Raw genomic sequence first — 15564 nt, forward strand, 5'->3', positions numbered from 1 at the left:
AGGCCAGGACAAATTTGTCCTGGCCTTTTTAATTTGTTTAGCGACTTGCTAATGCGCCCATTGGATCCCATGGTGCGAGAACGGTTGGGTGATCGTATTCTTCTTTTTCAATCCGTTGCATTTCTGCTGTTAAAAAGCGTTTGTTGATGACGATTTGGTAGACGAATTCGTCAAACCAGCTGTCGCTCATGACGAAGTAGCCCTTAGTGCCGACTTTATCGCCCCATGAGTTTTCAACCTTCCATTTCGTTGGTTGACCATCAACGATATCAACGCCAGTAATGACCATCGCATGTGTCATTAAACTTTCGCCGTAATCTAAGCGTTCGCCTTTAGAAATTGAAAGGTCCATGTTGAGTAATGCTGCTTTTTGATAGATTTCAGTATCCATGATACCAAGTTTACGGTCGGATGATTGGCCAACATCGCTACCAAACCAAACTGATTCGCCAGCTTGGAGTTGTTTGATGGCGAGTTGTTTGAAATCATCGATATCAAGATTTAAATGGCGAACTTCACGGCCGCCAACCACGTTGCCGAGCATTTCAACGCTGTATAAGTGGTTGTATGGTTTGTCCGCTGTTGGGGAATTGATTAATGAAACGTAATTTTCGAGGTCCCAACCAACATATTTTTGGTAGAAAGTTTGTGGTGTGAGGCCTTTTTCGATGTGGTAGTTATGGTCATCATCGCGGTATTCGAAGTCGAATTCAACGGGTGGTTCGCCCAATGCGAAAACAAGCATCCGGTAAACTTCGGTCAACATTGTATCTTTCTTTGCTTGGATATCGGCTTCGCTGACACCATCGGCAACTAATTGACGAAGTATGACGGCATCTTTTCTAAGTTTAAGGTTTAAGACGCTGTTGAGTTCGCTTGATTTTTCACTGTTATAAGTTTCGGGCATGACTGACTTAGGCACAATCCCGTATTTTTCGATCAGGGCGCATAACATATCCCATTGACCGCCGTCTTGTTGGGGCGTAGTCATTAAAAAGTCGACTTTGCGATCGCCGATTGGTTGATCGGCTGTCTTTAAGACATTTTCGTAGAAGTAGTTTGATTTCTCAAATTTATCCCAGAAGTTAGTGTAATTTTGTGAAAGCTCGAAATCTTTAATCTTGAATTGTGCTTGTAAGCTGTGGCGCATCGTATTTAATGCGGCAAACATCCAGCAACGACCGGATTGCTTTTGATTTGAAACGGCACCAGTGTCTAAATCGATTGAAAAGACTGGGTCCATTAAGGCCTTTGAAGTTGTATTTTGACTGCTGGCTAAAAAGCCGTTGTTCATCACCGTATTTTTGATGACGTTTGATTGTGGGACTGCCTTGAAGTCGGCTTTGAATTGTTGGATATCTTTTGCTGTAATGGGTTGAACCATATGAAAAACCTCCTCTGGAATTTGGTGATAATAGATTGATGATTGAATATATAACTTGGATTAACGTGCTTGAACGCACTCGTTTCTTTAAATGTGCTTTCATCAACAACTTATTCCGCTTTACCTCACTTGCCAAATTGGCGATGAAATCGCCAATTCGTCAAGTGCTGTAAGTGCTCAGAAGTTACCCGTTGATGATGCACTCTATTGGAGTGCGTCCCATGGATCTAGTTTGATTGGGGTTTGGTCTAGTAAGGCTTGTTCTTCTTTTGTGAGGTATTCTTTTTTGATAACCACTTCGTATACGTAGTCATCAAACCAAGCGTCGCTCATGCTGAAGTAGCCCTTATTGCCGACCTTGTCACTCCAAGTGTTTTCAACTTTCCATTTTGTGGGTTGGTCGTCAACTAGGTTGACACCGGTTAAAGTCATTGCGTGGGAAACAACGCCTTGCCGATAATCGAGTCGTTGGTCTTTAGGCATTGTTAAATCAATACTGAAGAGACTTGAGTAGTCATAAAGATTACTGTCCAACCAACCTTTTTGGCGGTCTAAGTCGGCGAGCACGTCGTTACCAAACCAAATTGGTTCGCCAGCTTTAAGTGACTGAATGGCGAGTGCTTTTAGACGATCGGGTGGGAGGTTCAATAGGCGCATTGGATGGCCTTCAACTACGGTATCTTGTGAGTCTAAGCTGTAAAGTTGGTTGTATTGTTTGCTTGCTTGTGGGCTGCTGACAACTGTGACGTAATCATCAAAATTGCGATTCAAATATTTTTGATAGAAGCTCAGTGGTGTGAGGCCTTGGTCAAGGTGATATTGTTGATCATTATCGCGATAGGCGAAGTCGAATGTTTCAACGGGTTCGCCAAAAGCGTAAACGCTGAGACGGTAGATTTCGCTTAACATTGCCGTTCTAGTTTCGCTAATCTTGTCAGAGGGTGCTTGATCGGCAACTAATTGGCGGAGCTTAATCGCATCTGTCCGTAATTTAAGGTTTAAGGTACTGTTGAATTCAGTGGTTAAATCACTATTGTATGTTTCAGGCATGACGGACTTGGGAACGGCACCGTATTTTTGGATTAATGCGACTGCATTGTCCCATTGGCCGCCGTCAAAATCAGGTCCGGCAAGTGCGAAGGCGACTTCGCGATCCGTAATGGGTTTAGTAGCTGTTGCTAGGATTTTTTCGTAGAAAAGATTGGCTTTTTCAATGCGATCCCAGAATGAGAGGTAGTTTTGAGAAAGTTCAAAGTTTTTTACGTTATATTGTTGTTCGAAATCATGACGAAGTGTATTGAGTGTGGCAAATAGCCAACAACGACCACTCTTTTTTTGGAAGCTGACATCACCGGTTGGTAAGTCTATCGAGTAGGTTGGGTCAAGGGTTACGGCAGCATTAGGGCGCTGAGCGACCGCGTTAATCCCGTTATTCATGACGGCATTACGTAGTGTTTGGGCTTGCGGCATGTCGGCGAGTGCTTGGCGCATCTTGATTAAATTAGCATGTGTAATTTCTTGGGTCATCTAATCACTCCTTAATTTCAATATACCCTAATTCTAGTTGATTTAATGGGAGAAGTAAACATGAGATAGATGGGATAATAATATTATTGGAAAATTAAAAATGAGGAAGAAAACGGTTAATATGAGAATTGATTTGTGGCGTTAAAGATAAAAAAATAGCCATCATAACGAGTATGATGGCTATTGGGGGATTGGCATAATCTAGTCACTTGATGAGTAGGTTATCCAAAACGTGCCATATCAACCTGATTCTTGCGTTTAGCGCCGTTAGTCAAACAACCGATTGCATCGGTTATTCGCCTACCTATGTTAATGCTCAGAATCAAAGCGGTTGCTAGGGCACTCTAAATTAAAACGTGCCATTGCAAGTAGATTCCTGTGCTTTGCTACGTCCCGCAAATAATCGACTGCGTCGCTTATTCACTGGCCTAGGCAAATGCTCAGAATCTAAACACTTGCAAGGGCACTCTGTTTTTATCTTGCTTTTAAGATTTTGACGCCTTCTGGTGAGCCTACTACGACTTCGTTGACGAGGTCTAAGAATAAGCCGTGTTCAACGACACCGACTTGTTCGCTTAACCAAGTTGCTAGCAAGTGCGGATGCGTGATTTTTTCAAGGTGTAGATCAATCACTTCATTTTTTGAATCCGTTAAGACGCGTTGACCGTCTTCAGTTGTTCTGAATTCGGGATTGAGGCCTTCTTTGACGAACTTGTTGAAAACTTGTTGACTACCAAAAGGAATCACTTCAACGGGGAGTGGGAAGCGACCGATTGTATCGACTACTTTTTCTTCGTCAACAATCCAGATGTTGCGTGTTGAGGTTGTTGCCACTAATTTTTCAAATAAGTGGGCAGCGCCACCGCCTTTAATCCCTTGGAAGTTAGCGTCGACTTCATCGGCACCATCAATTGTCAAATCGATATGATCGACTTCATTGAGTGCTTTGACGGGGATGCCGAGTGATGTTGCTTGTTCTGCGGTTCTGATTGATGTGCAGACGCAAGTTAGGTGGAGGTTTTCAGCCTTCACACGTTTAGCGAGGGCTTCGACCATGTACACGACCGTTGAGCCAGTCCCAAGTCCTAAAATCATATTGTCTTCAACGTAGTCTACTGAGCGTTCAGCAGCCATTTTTTTCATTGCATTCTTATCCATTAAGACACCTCTTCTATTGTTAATAGTTCTATTATACGCAATAACTGTTAAAAAAGCGCTTTAAAATAGGCGTTTTTTGCTAAAATTTCTATTAAATCGGTCGGAAGGATTATTCAAGTCCGTTGGTTTTCATGGTATGATACAGTAGTAAAAAATAGCGCCAAATCAGGTGTTAATATATAGGAGCTTTTTTAGATGAAAAAACGAGGATTCGAAATAGTAACCAAGTACCAATCAGCAAACTTAAGTTTACCAGTGCGGTCGACTGCGCATTCAGCAGGATACGATTTTGCTTGTGCAGAGGACTTCGTTTTACCATCCATCTGGCATTATAATTTTGTCCGTCTATTTCGGATGATTCGAAACGGCAAACCACTAGTTGATGATGACTTTGAACGGGCTTCTAAGACGTTGAAACCTTTCTTAGTACCAACGGGGATTAAGGCGTATATGCAAGATGATGAATATTTAATGATTGCCAATCGTTCAAGCAATCCCTTGAAAAAAGGGTTAGTGATTCCAAATGGTGTCGGGATTATTGATTCAGATTATTATGGTAATGATGCCAACGAAGGTGAAATCTTCATTCAAATGTTAAACTTCAGCCCGCGCGACGTTATTTTACGTAAGGGTGAACGGATTGGTCAAGGTATTTTCATGCCATACCTTGTAGCTGATGATGAAGTGGCTGTGACAACTAAACGGACCGGTGGCTTTGGTTCATCTGGTCGCTAGTCCGTACTAACGGCAATCAATCGCCGATATGTGCTAAAATAGTAGACAATAAGGGTAGTAAAGGAGAATCTTGTGGCTAAAGTTAAAACGCAGTTTGTCTGCCAGAATTGTGGCTATAGTTCCCCCAGATTCTTGGGGCGCTGTCCGAATTGTGGTGCTTGGAACCAAATGGTTGAAGAACGTGAACAACCAGCCGCAGCGGCAAAATCAAATTTCACAATTTCAGGGCGCGCCACTGAACCTGAAAAAATTAGTACCGTTAATATCCAAAAAGAACCCCGTGTTAAAACGGAATTAAATGAATTGAATCGTGTTTTAGGTGGCGGCGTTGTGCCAGGGTCACTGATTTTAATCGGTGGGGATCCTGGGATTGGGAAATCAACCTTGTTACTACAAGTTTCAGGGCAACTTGAAAAAGTGGGTAAGATCCTATATGTTTCAGGTGAAGAAAGTGCCTCGCAAATTAAGATGCGGGCGAATCGATTAGGAGTTAACGGCGATCAATTGTATCTGTATCCCGAAACGGACATGGGCAATATTCGCCACCAAATCGAAACGCTCAAACCAGAATACGTTGTGATTGATTCGATTCAAACGATGAGTGAACCAGAAGTGACTTCCGCAGTCGGGAGTGTTTCGCAAGTTCGCCAGGTAACCGCAGAATTGATGCGGATTGCTAAAACGAATCAGATTACCATTTTCGTGGTGGGACATGTGACGAAGGAAGGGGCAATTGCCGGCCCTAAGATTTTGGAACATATGGTGGATACCGTGTTGTACTTTGAAGGTGACACTCATCACACTTACCGAATTTTACGGTCTGTTAAAAACCGATTTGGTTCAACCAACGAAATCGGGATTTTCGAAATGCGGGAAGCAGGCTTGCAAGAAGTCGCTAATCCATCCGAAATTTTCCTTGAAGAACGGCTGGCTGGTGCGACCGGTTCGGCGGTTGTGGTTTCAATGGAAGGGACAAGACCAATCTTGGTTGAGTTACAAACTTTGATTACCCCAACCTTGTTCGGAAATGCAAAACGGACTTCTTCGGGATTAGATCATAATCGGGTGTCATTGATTATGGCAGTTTTAGAAAAGCGGGCGAGTTTGATGCTTTCCAATCAAGATGCTTATCTTAAAGCAACCGGTGGGGTTAAGTTAGACGAACCGGCGATTGATTTGGCGATGGCCGTCTCAATTGCTTCCAGTTATCGTGATAAAGAAATTCCACCAACCGATTGTTTTGTCGGTGAAATTGGCTTGACGGGTGAAATTCGGCGGGTCAACCGGATCGAACAACGCGTTGGTGAAGCAGCGAAATTAGGTTTTAAACGGATTTATGTTCCTAAAAATAATTTGCAAGGTTGGGATCCACCAACTGATATTCAAGTCGTTGGGGTCACCACAATTGCAGAAACTTTAAAAAAAGTATTCAACTAGGCATAAGTTGGTGCGAGAGGAGGTTTTATGATGCAACAAAAACCATTAACTAAAAGAAGAGTGTTAGGAATTGTCTTTGTAATTCTAGGGGGTGCTTTAGGGATCACGGCCTTTCCGGAATTCTGGCGAGTTGTTCATTTAGAATTAGTCACATATCTCAATAATGGCATTACCAATGCCGTGTTAGGTGCAATTATTTTTTATCTTTTATTCTTGGTATTGGCTAATCCGATGTTACGGGCGATGCGTCAATTGGAAAAGACGTTGTTTAAACAATCACCTAGTTTCCTATTATTTGGGAGTGTTTTTTCATTAATTGGCTTGTTATTAGCGAATGTTGTTTCGATTCCGTTATACCGGATGCCGATTTTTGTTCTGAACACTGTTGTGCCAATCCTATTGATGATTGCGCTCGGTTACTTAGGCTTCAAGGTGGGGACGACCCGCTTAGATGAATGGCGTAAGTTCCTACAACCTAAGAAGCGTAATGCCGATGTTTTGGAACGCAAAGTAGACGATAATTTCCGCAAGTACAAGATTTTGGATACGAGTGTCATCATTGATGGTCGGATTAAGGAAATCGCTAAGACGGGCTTTATCGAAGGCACGTTGATGGTGCCGAACTTCGTTTTACATGAATTACAATTAATTTCCGATTCTGCGGATAACTTAAAACGGGCACGTGGTCGTCGTGGTTTAGATATCTTGAATGAATTACAAAAGGACGAAAGTTTGTCTGTCGAAATGTACGATGGTGATTTCGAAGATTTAACGGAAGTCGATGGCAAACTAGTCAAGTTAGCGAAGTTGCTAGACGGAATTGTGGTCACAAATGACTACAATTTAAATAAAGTCTGTGAATTCCAAAACGTTCCTGTGTTTAATATCAATCAATTGGCCAATACGTTGAAACCAGCTGTCTTACCTGGTGAAGCGATGACTGTCACAGTGGTCAAAGCCGGAACCGAACGTCAACAAGGGGTTGCTTACCTTGAAGATGGGACGATGATTGTTGTTGAAGATGGCCAACATTATCTTAATAAACCATTAGATGTGATTGTGACAAGTGCCTTACAAACTGCTGCTGGGCGGATGATTTTCGCCAAACCAGCGCACCAACAAAAAGGCTTGAATGAAAAATAAGCATTCAGATGACTTTACACAGTCACCAATAATCGGTATTATTGAGACTAACTAAATTGTATAAATTGATGAAGAGAAGAAGTAGATTAGCCGGATTTTCAGAAAGCTTCTGGGCGCTGTGAAGAAGTAATTGGGCTAGTCGAAATGCACCTTGGAGATGCTAGTGGACTTTGGCTGCTAGTCGGGACACCGTTATCTGCTTGAGGCATTTTTGCGAAGAAAAGTGGAACCACGCTCAACCGGCGTCTTTTGTTAATTAACAAAGGGCGCTTTTTATTTGGAAGAGTGCTCTTTTTAGGCGATTATCTCCTGAGGATTAACACAGAATGGCGAATGATTGCTGTAAGCAATCGTTTGACATTCAGCGTTAACCGGAGGGGGATGCCTGCAGGAGCACGTTTAAAAGAAGAGTGCTCTTGGTTGCGGTCAGCAACTGAGCATTAATAAAAAATTACGAATAATCCCGGTTTTAGGATTATTTGTAATTTTAGATTAAGCGGAAGTTGTTGCGACCAAAAAGCACGTTTAAAAGAAGAGTGCGTCATTAACGGGTAGCTTTTGAGCATTAGCACAGTGTTGTGAATGACCGACCGAGTCGGTCGTTTGCAATACGTAGCTAAGCGGAAAAAGCTGTTAATGAAAGCACGTTTAAGAAAGGAAGATTCGATGCTTACTGTTTATAATACCCTCACACGTCAAAAAGAAACCTTTAAACCCCTTGAAGAAGGCCGCGTTAAGATGTACGTCTGTGGGCCAACTGTGTATAACTATATTCATATCGGTAATGCGCGTAGTGCCATTGCGTTTGATACGATTCGCCGCTATCTCGAATACCGCGGTTACCAAGTTGATTACGTTTCAAACTTCACGGATGTTGACGATAAGATGATTAAAGCGGCTAACGCGGAAAACATCACCGTGCCAGAATTAGCAGACCGCTACATCACGGCTTTTAAAGAAGATACCAAAGCCCTCAATATTGAACCAGCAACGCTCAATCCGCGAGCAACTGATAATATTGAAGAAATCGTAGCGTTCATTCAAGATTTGATTGCTAAAGATTATGCTTATGCCGTTGACGGCGATGTTTATTATCGGGCTCGTAAGTTTAAGGCTTACGGTCATCTTGCTGGACAAGATCTTGATCAACTCGAACAAGGCGCTAGTGAACATACGGCAACAGAAGAAACTTTACGTAAGGAAGATCCAATCGATTTTGCCTTATGGAAGGCTGAAAAAGGCAATGAGATTGCTTGGGAATCACCTTGGGGCAAGGGCCGACCTGGCTGGCATATCGAATGTTCTGTGATGTCGACTAAATACCTAGGCGATACGATCGACATTCATGGTGGTGGCCAAGATTTGGAATTCCCGCATCACGAAAATGAAATTGCCCAAAGTGAAGCCAAGACTGGCAAAACCTTTGTGAACTACTGGTTACACAATGGGTTTGTAACGGTTGGGGATGACGATCAAAAGATGAGTAAGTCACTGGGTAACTTTGTGACGGTTCACGATTTGATTCAAGAAGTTAATCCACAAGCATTGCGTTTCTTGATGAGCAGTACGCAATATCGGCGTCCAATTCGCTACAGCCAATCATTGTTGGCAGAAGCTCAAATTAATTTGGATCGCTTGAAGACGACGCTTGATAACTTGGCTTTCCGTCAACCAACGGCTGAACCGGGCGAAGATCAAATTGTGATGGATAAGGCAGCTGAATTGGAAGCCGCTTTTGTCACAGCAATGGATGATGACTTTAACGTTCAAAATGGCTTAACCCAATTGTACGAACTTGCTAAATTAAGTAACCAATATTTGGAACAGCCAACGGTTCAATCCGATACATTAACGTCATTGGCAACCCGCTTAACGCGATTATTAGCCATTTTTGGTGTTGTGTTTAAAGCGGACCAATTATTGGATACCGAAGTTGAAAGTTTAATTGAAGAACGCCAAGCCGCTCGAGCAGCTAAAGATTTTGCTAAGAGTGATGCGATTCGGGATCAATTGAAGAATCAAGGGATTATTTTGGAAGATACACCACAAGGAATGAGATGGAGACGCGCATGAAAAATGCTTTACAACTAAACGGGATTGCCTTAGCTTACATGGGGGATTCAGCCTATGAAGTTTACGTGCGGGCCCATTTATTAGAACTCGGCTTAACCAAACCTACTCGCTTGCAACAAGTCGCAACACACTATGTGTCTGCTAAAGCCCAAGCTGCTTTGATTGGTTTGATGATCGATGATAACTATTTAACAGAAGAAGAAATGAATATTTTTAAACGCGGTAGAAATGCCAAAAGTTATACGAAAGCCAAGAATACGAGTGTTTCGACTTATCGGACCTCAACTGGTTTTGAAGCGGTTTTTGGCTATCTATACTTAACTGAACAACAAGAGCGCGTCGCTGAATTAGCCCACTGGTGTATTCAACAAGTCGACGCTGGGAGGACCCATGAGAAAAAATAATAACCAATCTTATAATCAGAAGAATAATGAATTTAACAGTCGTCGGACGGCTAAAAATACTGCTAAGCCAACACGGCGCCCAGCTAACAAGAAACCAGCAGCACCTGTCGAAGAAGCAGCGGTTGAAGAACAAACTGATTTCGTCATCGGGAAACATGCTTCTTTAGAAACATTGAAGACGAGCGATGCCAAGAAGATCAACAAAATCTTCCTTCAAGATGGTTTGAAAGCCGACTTCGTACATGATGTCGTTAAATTGGCGAAAGAAAAACGATTGATCATCCAAAATGTGCCTAAGAACAAGTTAGACTTATTGAGTGATCGTCAAAATCACCAAGGGATTATTTTAGCAATCGCACCGTTTGAATATGCGAGTGTTGATGATATTTTTGCTAAGGCCAAAGCACAAGAAGAAGAACCTTTTATCTTGATCTTGGATAACTTGGAAGATCCCCATAACTTGGGTTCAATCATGCGAACAGCTGACGCGGTTGGCGTGCACGGGATTATCATTCCGAAACACCGTGCCGTTGGGTTAACATCAACAGTTGCTAAAACGTCAACGGGTGCAATCGAACATATTCCAGTGGCGCGTGTCACGAACTTAACGCAAGAAATCAAAAAACTCAAAGACCGCGGTCTCTGGATTTTTGGTACAGATATGGCCGGCACTGACTATCGTAAGTGGGATGCTAAGGGCCCAATCGGTTTAATTATTGGTAACGAAGGCAAGGGCCTTTCACCAATCGTTAAAAAAGAAGTTGATCAAACTTTGACAATCCCAATGGTGGGACATGTGCAAAGTTTAAATGCCAGTGTTGCTGCGGGGGTTCTCATGTATCAGGCTTATAACAGCCGTCAACCTTTGGTATAGCTTATGAAAAAGCAAATTTTAATTGCAGATGGCTACAATATTATTGGTAACTGGCCTGAATTAAATAAGTTAAAGCAAAATGATCACTTGGCAGATGCGCGTGATAGTTTATTGCAAACATTATCGGAGTACCGGAAGTTTCGTGAAATCGAAATTATCCTCGTCTTTGATGCGATGTATGTGCCAGGGATTAAACAAAGTTATGAGCAATATAATCTTGAGGTCGTTTTTACTGAAGAAGATGAAACGGCGGATAGTTATATTGAAGCCTTAGCGGGTAAATTGATGTCACCGATTAATCAGGTCACCGTTGTTTCAAGTGATCAGGCTGAACAATGGACAATCTTTTCGCGGGGGGCTTTGCGAGTTTCATCTCACGATTTCTATCGTGAGATTAAGCGGACGCACCGCGAGATTGACCATGACGCTAAACGTTATCACAGCAAGGTGATGCAACGTAATCGGCCGTGGAATGACGATCAACTAGAACGTTTAGCGCAGATGCGCGACCAATTGAGTGACGAAAAAAATGATTAAACAGGCGTTCGCTTACAGACTGGGCGAACTCTTGCTAAAATAGTTGTATGGTTGTTGCGTGAAGGGAGTTTCGGTCAATGGAACAAACAAAGCGCGACGAACTGCTGATTTCAGCAGTGGCTCAGAATGATTCACAAGCATTAGATGTATTATTCAAGGCGTATTTGCCGATGGTGTATCACACCGTGGCGCCATATTATATCCGGTTATTCGATGAAGACGATTGGTTACAAGAAGCCCGGATTGTTTGTTACGAAACTTGCCAGTGTTACGATTGTCAAAAAGGCAAAAGTTTTGGAAGTTTCTATAAATTACGCTTTAAAAACCACATTTTAAATTTACTGCGCCGAGAACTCGCGCAAAAACGGCGAGGTGATCGTCAGGCAGTATTGATTGCGGAACGACCAGAACGTGACGCGATTTCAGAAGATACGGTCACTTATTATCAATCGCAGTTTGAATTGCGATGTTATCTTGAAACGCTGTCGCCATTTGAATTAGTGTCGTTTCGGGTGCTGACTGGTCAGCTTTCAATTGATGAAGCTTGTTGCCAACTCAATTGTACGATTGATCAGTTGAAACGGGGCCAATCAAGGTGTCAGACTAAGTTAAAACGGTATTATCAAGAGAATCGTTAACCAAAAGCGGTGGGACCGGACTAAACGGGTTCACCGCTTTTGTTGATGGATTCTAAGATTGACAGGTTCGCCTGCACATGATAAAGTGAATGGGATAAACATCACTTAGAGAGGGGCTTTTAGTCATGGGTGTTAAGAAAGTCGCCTTAGCCTGTACTGTCTGTGGTTCACGTAACTATTACGTTGCTGAAAACAAGAATCGGACAGAACGTCTAGAGTTAAACAAATATTGTAAACATTGCGGACAATACGCACAACATAAAGAAACACGTTAACATAGGAGGATGAAGATGATTAAGTTTTTAAAAAGCGTTGTTGAAGAAATGAAAATTGTTACTTGGCCTAATGCCAAACAAACGCGTAAGGATACGTCAACTGTTGTCATGACATCTGTTTTATACGCAATTTTCTTTGGCGTCGTTGACTTAGCAATTCTCAAACTTCTTGAACTATTTATTTTTTAAAACTAGCTTAATGAAGCTGGTTTTGCTATACTTGTGGCAAGCAGAAAACTTCGCGTGGTCGGAGTTTTTTTATTTTGGTATTTAAAGGAGAACAAACATGGTTGAATCACTCGAAAAAAGCTGGTACGTATTACACACTTATTCAGGATACGAAAACAAAGTTAAGGCGAACTTAGAATCTCGTGCCCAATCAATGGGAATGGAAAACAACGTCTTCCGCGTTGTTGTACCTGAAGAAGAAGAACATGAAATCAAAAATGGTAAGGATAAAGTTGATATGAAGAAAACTTTCCCTGGCTATGTTTTGGTTGAAATGGTGATGTCAGACGAAGCTTGGTTCGTTGTTCGGAATACACCTGGTGTAACTGGTTTCGTTGGTTCTCACGGTGCCGGTAGTAAACCAGCCCCATTATTAGACGATGAAATTAGCCAAATTTTACGTCAATTAGGCATGAGCACACGTCATTTGGATGTTGAATTCAAAGTGGGCGAATCTGTTAAAATCGTTGATGGTGCTTTCTCTGGTTTAGTTGGTCAAATTACAGAAGTTGACGACGAAAAGATGAAGTTAAAAGTTAATATCGATATGTTTGGCCGTGAAACGGCAACAGAATTAGACTACGATCAAGTAGACGAATTAGTTTAGAGTGCGCCGCAAGGATATGGCTTATAGAACACGTTTAATTAAGATTGCGTTACCAGTGCTTAGCTTTTGAGCATTTGACAAGTGTAGCAAAGTGTAGAAAGCTACTAGTAAAAGCACGTTTAAGCAATAACCTAGGGACCGTGACAAAAGTAATTTTTGTTTCGGTCCCTTATTTGATAGTCGAATATTAATAGTGGAAACGTGCTTTTTGAAACTGACTTCTGCGCTTAGCGTCACTCGTCAAACAACTGCTTGCAGCAGTTATTCGCCGAGCTGTGCTAATGCTCAAAGTCAAAGCGTTTCAAACGCACCTCTTATTTTAGACAGAATGATGTGATGAATATGTGGCAGATTATTAATCAGTTATTAGCAGTCATTGTTATTTTAGTTGTGGCAGCAGTGAGTTTAATTGGACTTGATTACTATAAATTAGCTCACGTGCAACCTCATTGGCACCCACGCTTAACGCACTATGAAACAGTGCCGACGTTGTTTATTCACGGTTATCGGGGGAATCGGTATTCTATGGGGCATTTATTGATGCGTCTGCAAAAAACGGGGGTCGCCAAAAAAGCGTTAGTTATCAAAGTTGCTGCCGACGGGACCTTAACGTTTAAAGGCCCACAAGAATTGACGGCCAGTAATCCGACGATTCAAGTCCTATTTCAAAATAATCATGCTGATGTGCAGGATCAAGTTCGCTGGCTCAGCCAAATTGTAGCCATCTTGAAAAAAGATTACGACGTAACCACGATTAATTTGGTGGGACACTCGATGGGGGCTATCACAGTATTACGTTACTTATTAACGCCGACTGCTGTGCCAGTCAAAGCTGTTGTATTATTAGCGGCACCGGTTAACGACCCGTCGATTGGGCCGGATACCGCAACTGTCTTTTTGAGTGAGCTAACGCAACGGGGGCCACGAAAAAAAACGGCCAATTATAATTATTTAGCCAAACGAATAGCACATTTTCCAACGGCAGTCAGCGTTTTGAATGTCGCTGGCGAATTGTTGGGCACCAACCGGCACGATGGTTCTGTGGCCGTTGATAGCAGTTTTGCGCTCCGTAGTTTATTGCGGGGCCGAATCGACCGGTATCAAGAAATGCTCGTCAGAGGCGCCGGTGGGGCTCACAGCATGCTGCACGAAAATCGGTTAGTCGATCAGGCAATTAGTGATTTTTTATGGCAAGACTAATTTTAAAAGAGCTTGCATTTTTCAGAATTGATTGGTATATTATGAGAGTATGTTTTCATACACTAGTGGGAGACCAAATATAATGGCCATCTTAACCACATCACGGACTTAAGGAGGTATGTTTCGTGGCTAAAAAAGTAGCAAACATCGTAAAACTTCAAATTCCTGCAGGTAAAGCAACTCCAGCACCACCAGTAGGTCCAGCTTTAGGTCAAGCTGGTATCAACATCATGGGCTTTACAAAGGATTTCAATGCACGTACAGCTGACCAAGCTGGTTTATTGATTCCTGTTGTCATTACTGTATACGAGGATCGTTCATTCGATTTCGTTACAAAGACACCACCAGCAGCAGTTCTTTTAAAGAAAGCTGCCGGTGTTCAAAAAGGTTCTGGCGAACCAAACACTAAGAAAGTTGCAACTGTAACTAAAGCTCAAGTGCAAGAAATCGCTGAAACTAAAATGCAAGACCTAAACGCTGCAGACGTTGAAGCTGCTATGCGCATGGTTGAAGGTACTGCAAGAAGCATGGGATTCACTGTCGAAGGTTAATTCATGCTTGACACTTTCAGTCGGATTTTCAATGAAAGTTGAAAAATCAAGTGGGAGGTCAAAAACCGTTCACCACAATTGCAAGGAGGAAAACCCTAATGGCTAAAAAAGGTAAAAATTATTTAGAAGCTGCAAAGCAAGTGGATGCTACTAAAGCATACACTGTTGAAGAAGCAATCGACTTAGTAAAGAAAGTTGATTTTGCAAAATTCGATGCATCTCTTGAAGTTGCATATCGTTTAAACGTTGATCCTAAACAAGCTGATCAACAAATTCGTGGTGCTGTCGTACTACCAAATGGTACAGGTAAGACACAACGCGTTGTTGTTTTCGCTCAAGGCGAACAAGCAAAACAAGCTGAAGCTGCTGGTGCTGACGTAGTCGGTGCAGAAGATTTAGTTGAAAAGATCCAAGGCGGCTGGTTAGACTTTGACGTTGCCGTTGCTACACCACCAATGATGGCTCAAGTAGGTCGTTTAGGCCGTGTCTTGGGACCTAAAGGCTTAATGCCTAACCCTAAGACTGGTACAGTTACAATGGACGTTACTAAAGCAGTTAACGACATTAAAGCTGGTCAAGTGGCATACCGTGTTGATAAAGCTGGTATCGTTCACGCACCAATCGGTAAGGTATCATTCGATGCTGCTAAATTAGTAGAAAACTTTAAAGCTATGCAAGACGTAATCATCAAAGCTCGTCCTGCTTCAGCTAAAGGTCAATACATTACAAGTTTATCAGTTAGCTCAACATTTGGCCCTGGTGTCAAAGTTGACGTTGCTAGCTTCTAAGTTGG

17 protein-coding genes are annotated in these 15564 nt (G+C 42.3%); 14 read left to right on the top strand and 3 right to left on the bottom strand.

Annotation, left to right across the window (positions count from 1 at the left end):
• Nucleotides 1–37: 37 nt before the first annotated feature.
• The 3 genes from ACPBEH_RS08910 to rpiA form a co-directional block, all read right to left on the bottom strand.
• Nucleotides 38–1384, bottom strand: coding sequence for a C1 family peptidase (locus ACPBEH_RS08910; RefSeq protein ID WP_424348934.1), 1347 nt, complete (start codon nucleotides 1382–1384; stop codon nucleotides 38–40).
• A gap of 204 nt (nucleotides 1385–1588) precedes the next feature.
• Nucleotides 1589–2911 carry an aminopeptidase C gene (locus ACPBEH_RS08915; protein ID WP_424348935.1) on the bottom strand — a complete coding sequence of 441 codons (1323 nt, stop codon included), beginning with the start codon at nucleotides 2909–2911 and terminating at the stop codon, nucleotides 1589–1591.
• A 474-nt stretch (nucleotides 2912–3385) separates the two neighbouring features.
• Entirely contained in the window at nucleotides 3386–4069 is a 684-nt protein-coding gene (rpiA, locus tag ACPBEH_RS08920) for a ribose-5-phosphate isomerase RpiA (protein ID WP_424348936.1), read from the bottom strand.
• Between the two features lie 195 nt (nucleotides 4070–4264).
• Between rpiA and ACPBEH_RS08925 the strand changes: the two genes are divergently transcribed.
• From ACPBEH_RS08925 to rplA, 14 genes are all read left to right on the top strand, one after another.
• Nucleotides 4265–4804: a dUTP diphosphatase gene (locus tag ACPBEH_RS08925; RefSeq protein ID WP_011375374.1), complete on the top strand. Its 540-nt coding sequence runs from the start codon at nucleotides 4265–4267 to the stop codon at nucleotides 4802–4804.
• Between the two features lie 72 nt (nucleotides 4805–4876).
• The gene (gene radA, locus ACPBEH_RS08930) at nucleotides 4877–6241 is read left to right on the top strand and encodes a DNA repair protein RadA (RefSeq protein ID WP_011375373.1); all 1365 of its coding nucleotides are present in this window, start codon (nucleotides 4877–4879) and stop codon (nucleotides 6239–6241) included.
• A gap of 30 nt (nucleotides 6242–6271) precedes the next feature.
• Complete coding sequence (locus ACPBEH_RS08935; RefSeq protein WP_011375372.1) at nucleotides 6272–7384, top strand: PIN/TRAM domain-containing protein; 1113 nt, start codon at nucleotides 6272–6274, stop codon at nucleotides 7382–7384.
• 666 nt (nucleotides 7385–8050) lie between these two features.
• Nucleotides 8051–9457, top strand: a complete 1407-nt coding sequence (gene cysS, locus ACPBEH_RS08940; protein ID WP_424348937.1) for a cysteine--tRNA ligase — start codon at nucleotides 8051–8053, stop codon at nucleotides 9455–9457.
• Nucleotides 9454–9861 carry a Mini-ribonuclease 3 gene (locus ACPBEH_RS08945; RefSeq protein ID WP_004265086.1) on the top strand — a complete coding sequence of 136 codons (408 nt, stop codon included), beginning with the start codon at nucleotides 9454–9456 and terminating at the stop codon, nucleotides 9859–9861. The genes cysS and ACPBEH_RS08945 overlap by 4 nt, the downstream gene beginning before the upstream one ends.
• The gene (rlmB, locus tag ACPBEH_RS08950; RefSeq protein WP_011375369.1) at nucleotides 9848–10735 is read left to right on the top strand and encodes a 23S rRNA (guanosine(2251)-2'-O)-methyltransferase RlmB; all 888 of its coding nucleotides are present in this window, start codon (nucleotides 9848–9850) and stop codon (nucleotides 10733–10735) included. Before ACPBEH_RS08945 ends, rlmB begins: the two co-directional genes overlap by 14 nt.
• Nucleotides 10736–10738: 3 nt before the next feature.
• Nucleotides 10739–11272 (top strand): NYN domain-containing protein, encoded by a 534-nt coding sequence (locus ACPBEH_RS08955; RefSeq protein WP_011375368.1) that lies wholly within the window; start codon nucleotides 10739–10741, stop codon nucleotides 11270–11272.
• A 77-nt stretch (nucleotides 11273–11349) separates the two neighbouring features.
• Nucleotides 11350–11910: a sigma-70 family RNA polymerase sigma factor gene (locus ACPBEH_RS08960; protein ID WP_424348938.1), complete on the top strand. Its 561-nt coding sequence runs from the start codon at nucleotides 11350–11352 to the stop codon at nucleotides 11908–11910.
• 125 nt (nucleotides 11911–12035) lie between these two features.
• A complete protein-coding gene (gene rpmG, locus ACPBEH_RS08965; RefSeq protein WP_011375366.1) occupies nucleotides 12036–12185 on the top strand; it encodes a 50S ribosomal protein L33 in 150 nt (49 codons plus the stop codon).
• 9 nt (nucleotides 12186–12194) lie between these two features.
• On the top strand, nucleotides 12195–12374 hold the full coding sequence (gene secE / locus ACPBEH_RS08970; protein ID WP_011375365.1) for a preprotein translocase subunit SecE: 180 nt from the start codon (nucleotides 12195–12197) through the stop codon (nucleotides 12372–12374).
• A gap of 97 nt (nucleotides 12375–12471) precedes the next feature.
• Nucleotides 12472–13020, top strand: a complete 549-nt coding sequence (gene nusG, locus ACPBEH_RS08975; RefSeq protein ID WP_011375364.1) for a transcription termination/antitermination protein NusG — start codon at nucleotides 12472–12474, stop codon at nucleotides 13018–13020.
• 342 nt (nucleotides 13021–13362) lie between these two features.
• Nucleotides 13363–14220 carry an alpha/beta fold hydrolase gene (locus ACPBEH_RS08980; RefSeq protein ID WP_424348939.1) on the top strand — a complete coding sequence of 286 codons (858 nt, stop codon included), beginning with the start codon at nucleotides 13363–13365 and terminating at the stop codon, nucleotides 14218–14220.
• A gap of 125 nt (nucleotides 14221–14345) precedes the next feature.
• On the top strand, nucleotides 14346–14771 hold the full coding sequence (gene rplK, locus ACPBEH_RS08985) for a 50S ribosomal protein L11 (RefSeq protein ID WP_004270859.1): 426 nt from the start codon (nucleotides 14346–14348) through the stop codon (nucleotides 14769–14771).
• Nucleotides 14772–14869: 98 nt separating this feature from the next.
• Nucleotides 14870–15559 (top strand): 50S ribosomal protein L1, encoded by a 690-nt coding sequence (gene rplA, locus ACPBEH_RS08990; protein WP_424348940.1) that lies wholly within the window; start codon nucleotides 14870–14872, stop codon nucleotides 15557–15559.
• Nucleotides 15560–15564: the final 5 nt, after the last annotated feature.

The sequence above is a fragment of the Latilactobacillus parasakei genome, assembly GCF_049674265.1.
Taxonomy (GTDB): domain Bacteria; phylum Bacillota; class Bacilli; order Lactobacillales; family Lactobacillaceae; genus Latilactobacillus; species Latilactobacillus sakei.

Coding starts and splice junctions, on each gene's coding strand:
- ACPBEH_RS08925 (WP_011375374.1), top strand. CDS start 4,265: ATGAAAAAACGAGGATTCGAAATAGTAACCAAGTACCAATCAGCAAAC.
- ACPBEH_RS08980 (WP_424348939.1), top strand. CDS start 13,363: ATGTGGCAGATTATTAATCAGTTATTAGCAGTCATTGTTATTTTAGTT.
- rpiA (WP_424348936.1), bottom strand. CDS start 4,069: ATGGATAAGAATGCAATGAAAAAAATGGCTGCTGAACGCTCAGTAGAC.
- ACPBEH_RS08960 (WP_424348938.1), top strand. CDS start 11,350: ATGGAACAAACAAAGCGCGACGAACTGCTGATTTCAGCAGTGGCTCAG.
- rlmB (WP_011375369.1), top strand. CDS start 9,848: ATGAGAAAAAATAATAACCAATCTTATAATCAGAAGAATAATGAATTT.
- secE (WP_011375365.1), top strand. CDS start 12,195: ATGAAGATGATTAAGTTTTTAAAAAGCGTTGTTGAAGAAATGAAAATT.
- rpmG (WP_011375366.1), top strand. CDS start 12,036: ATGGGTGTTAAGAAAGTCGCCTTAGCCTGTACTGTCTGTGGTTCACGT.
- cysS (WP_424348937.1), top strand. CDS start 8,051: ATGCTTACTGTTTATAATACCCTCACACGTCAAAAAGAAACCTTTAAA.
- ACPBEH_RS08955 (WP_011375368.1), top strand. CDS start 10,739: ATGAAAAAGCAAATTTTAATTGCAGATGGCTACAATATTATTGGTAAC.
- rplA (WP_424348940.1), top strand. CDS start 14,870: ATGGCTAAAAAAGGTAAAAATTATTTAGAAGCTGCAAAGCAAGTGGAT.
- ACPBEH_RS08935 (WP_011375372.1), top strand. CDS start 6,272: ATGCAACAAAAACCATTAACTAAAAGAAGAGTGTTAGGAATTGTCTTT.
- ACPBEH_RS08915 (WP_424348935.1), bottom strand. CDS start 2,911: ATGACCCAAGAAATTACACATGCTAATTTAATCAAGATGCGCCAAGCA.
- ACPBEH_RS08910 (WP_424348934.1), bottom strand. CDS start 1,384: ATGGTTCAACCCATTACAGCAAAAGATATCCAACAATTCAAAGCCGAC.
- nusG (WP_011375364.1), top strand. CDS start 12,472: ATGGTTGAATCACTCGAAAAAAGCTGGTACGTATTACACACTTATTCA.
- ACPBEH_RS08945 (WP_004265086.1), top strand. CDS start 9,454: ATGAAAAATGCTTTACAACTAAACGGGATTGCCTTAGCTTACATGGGG.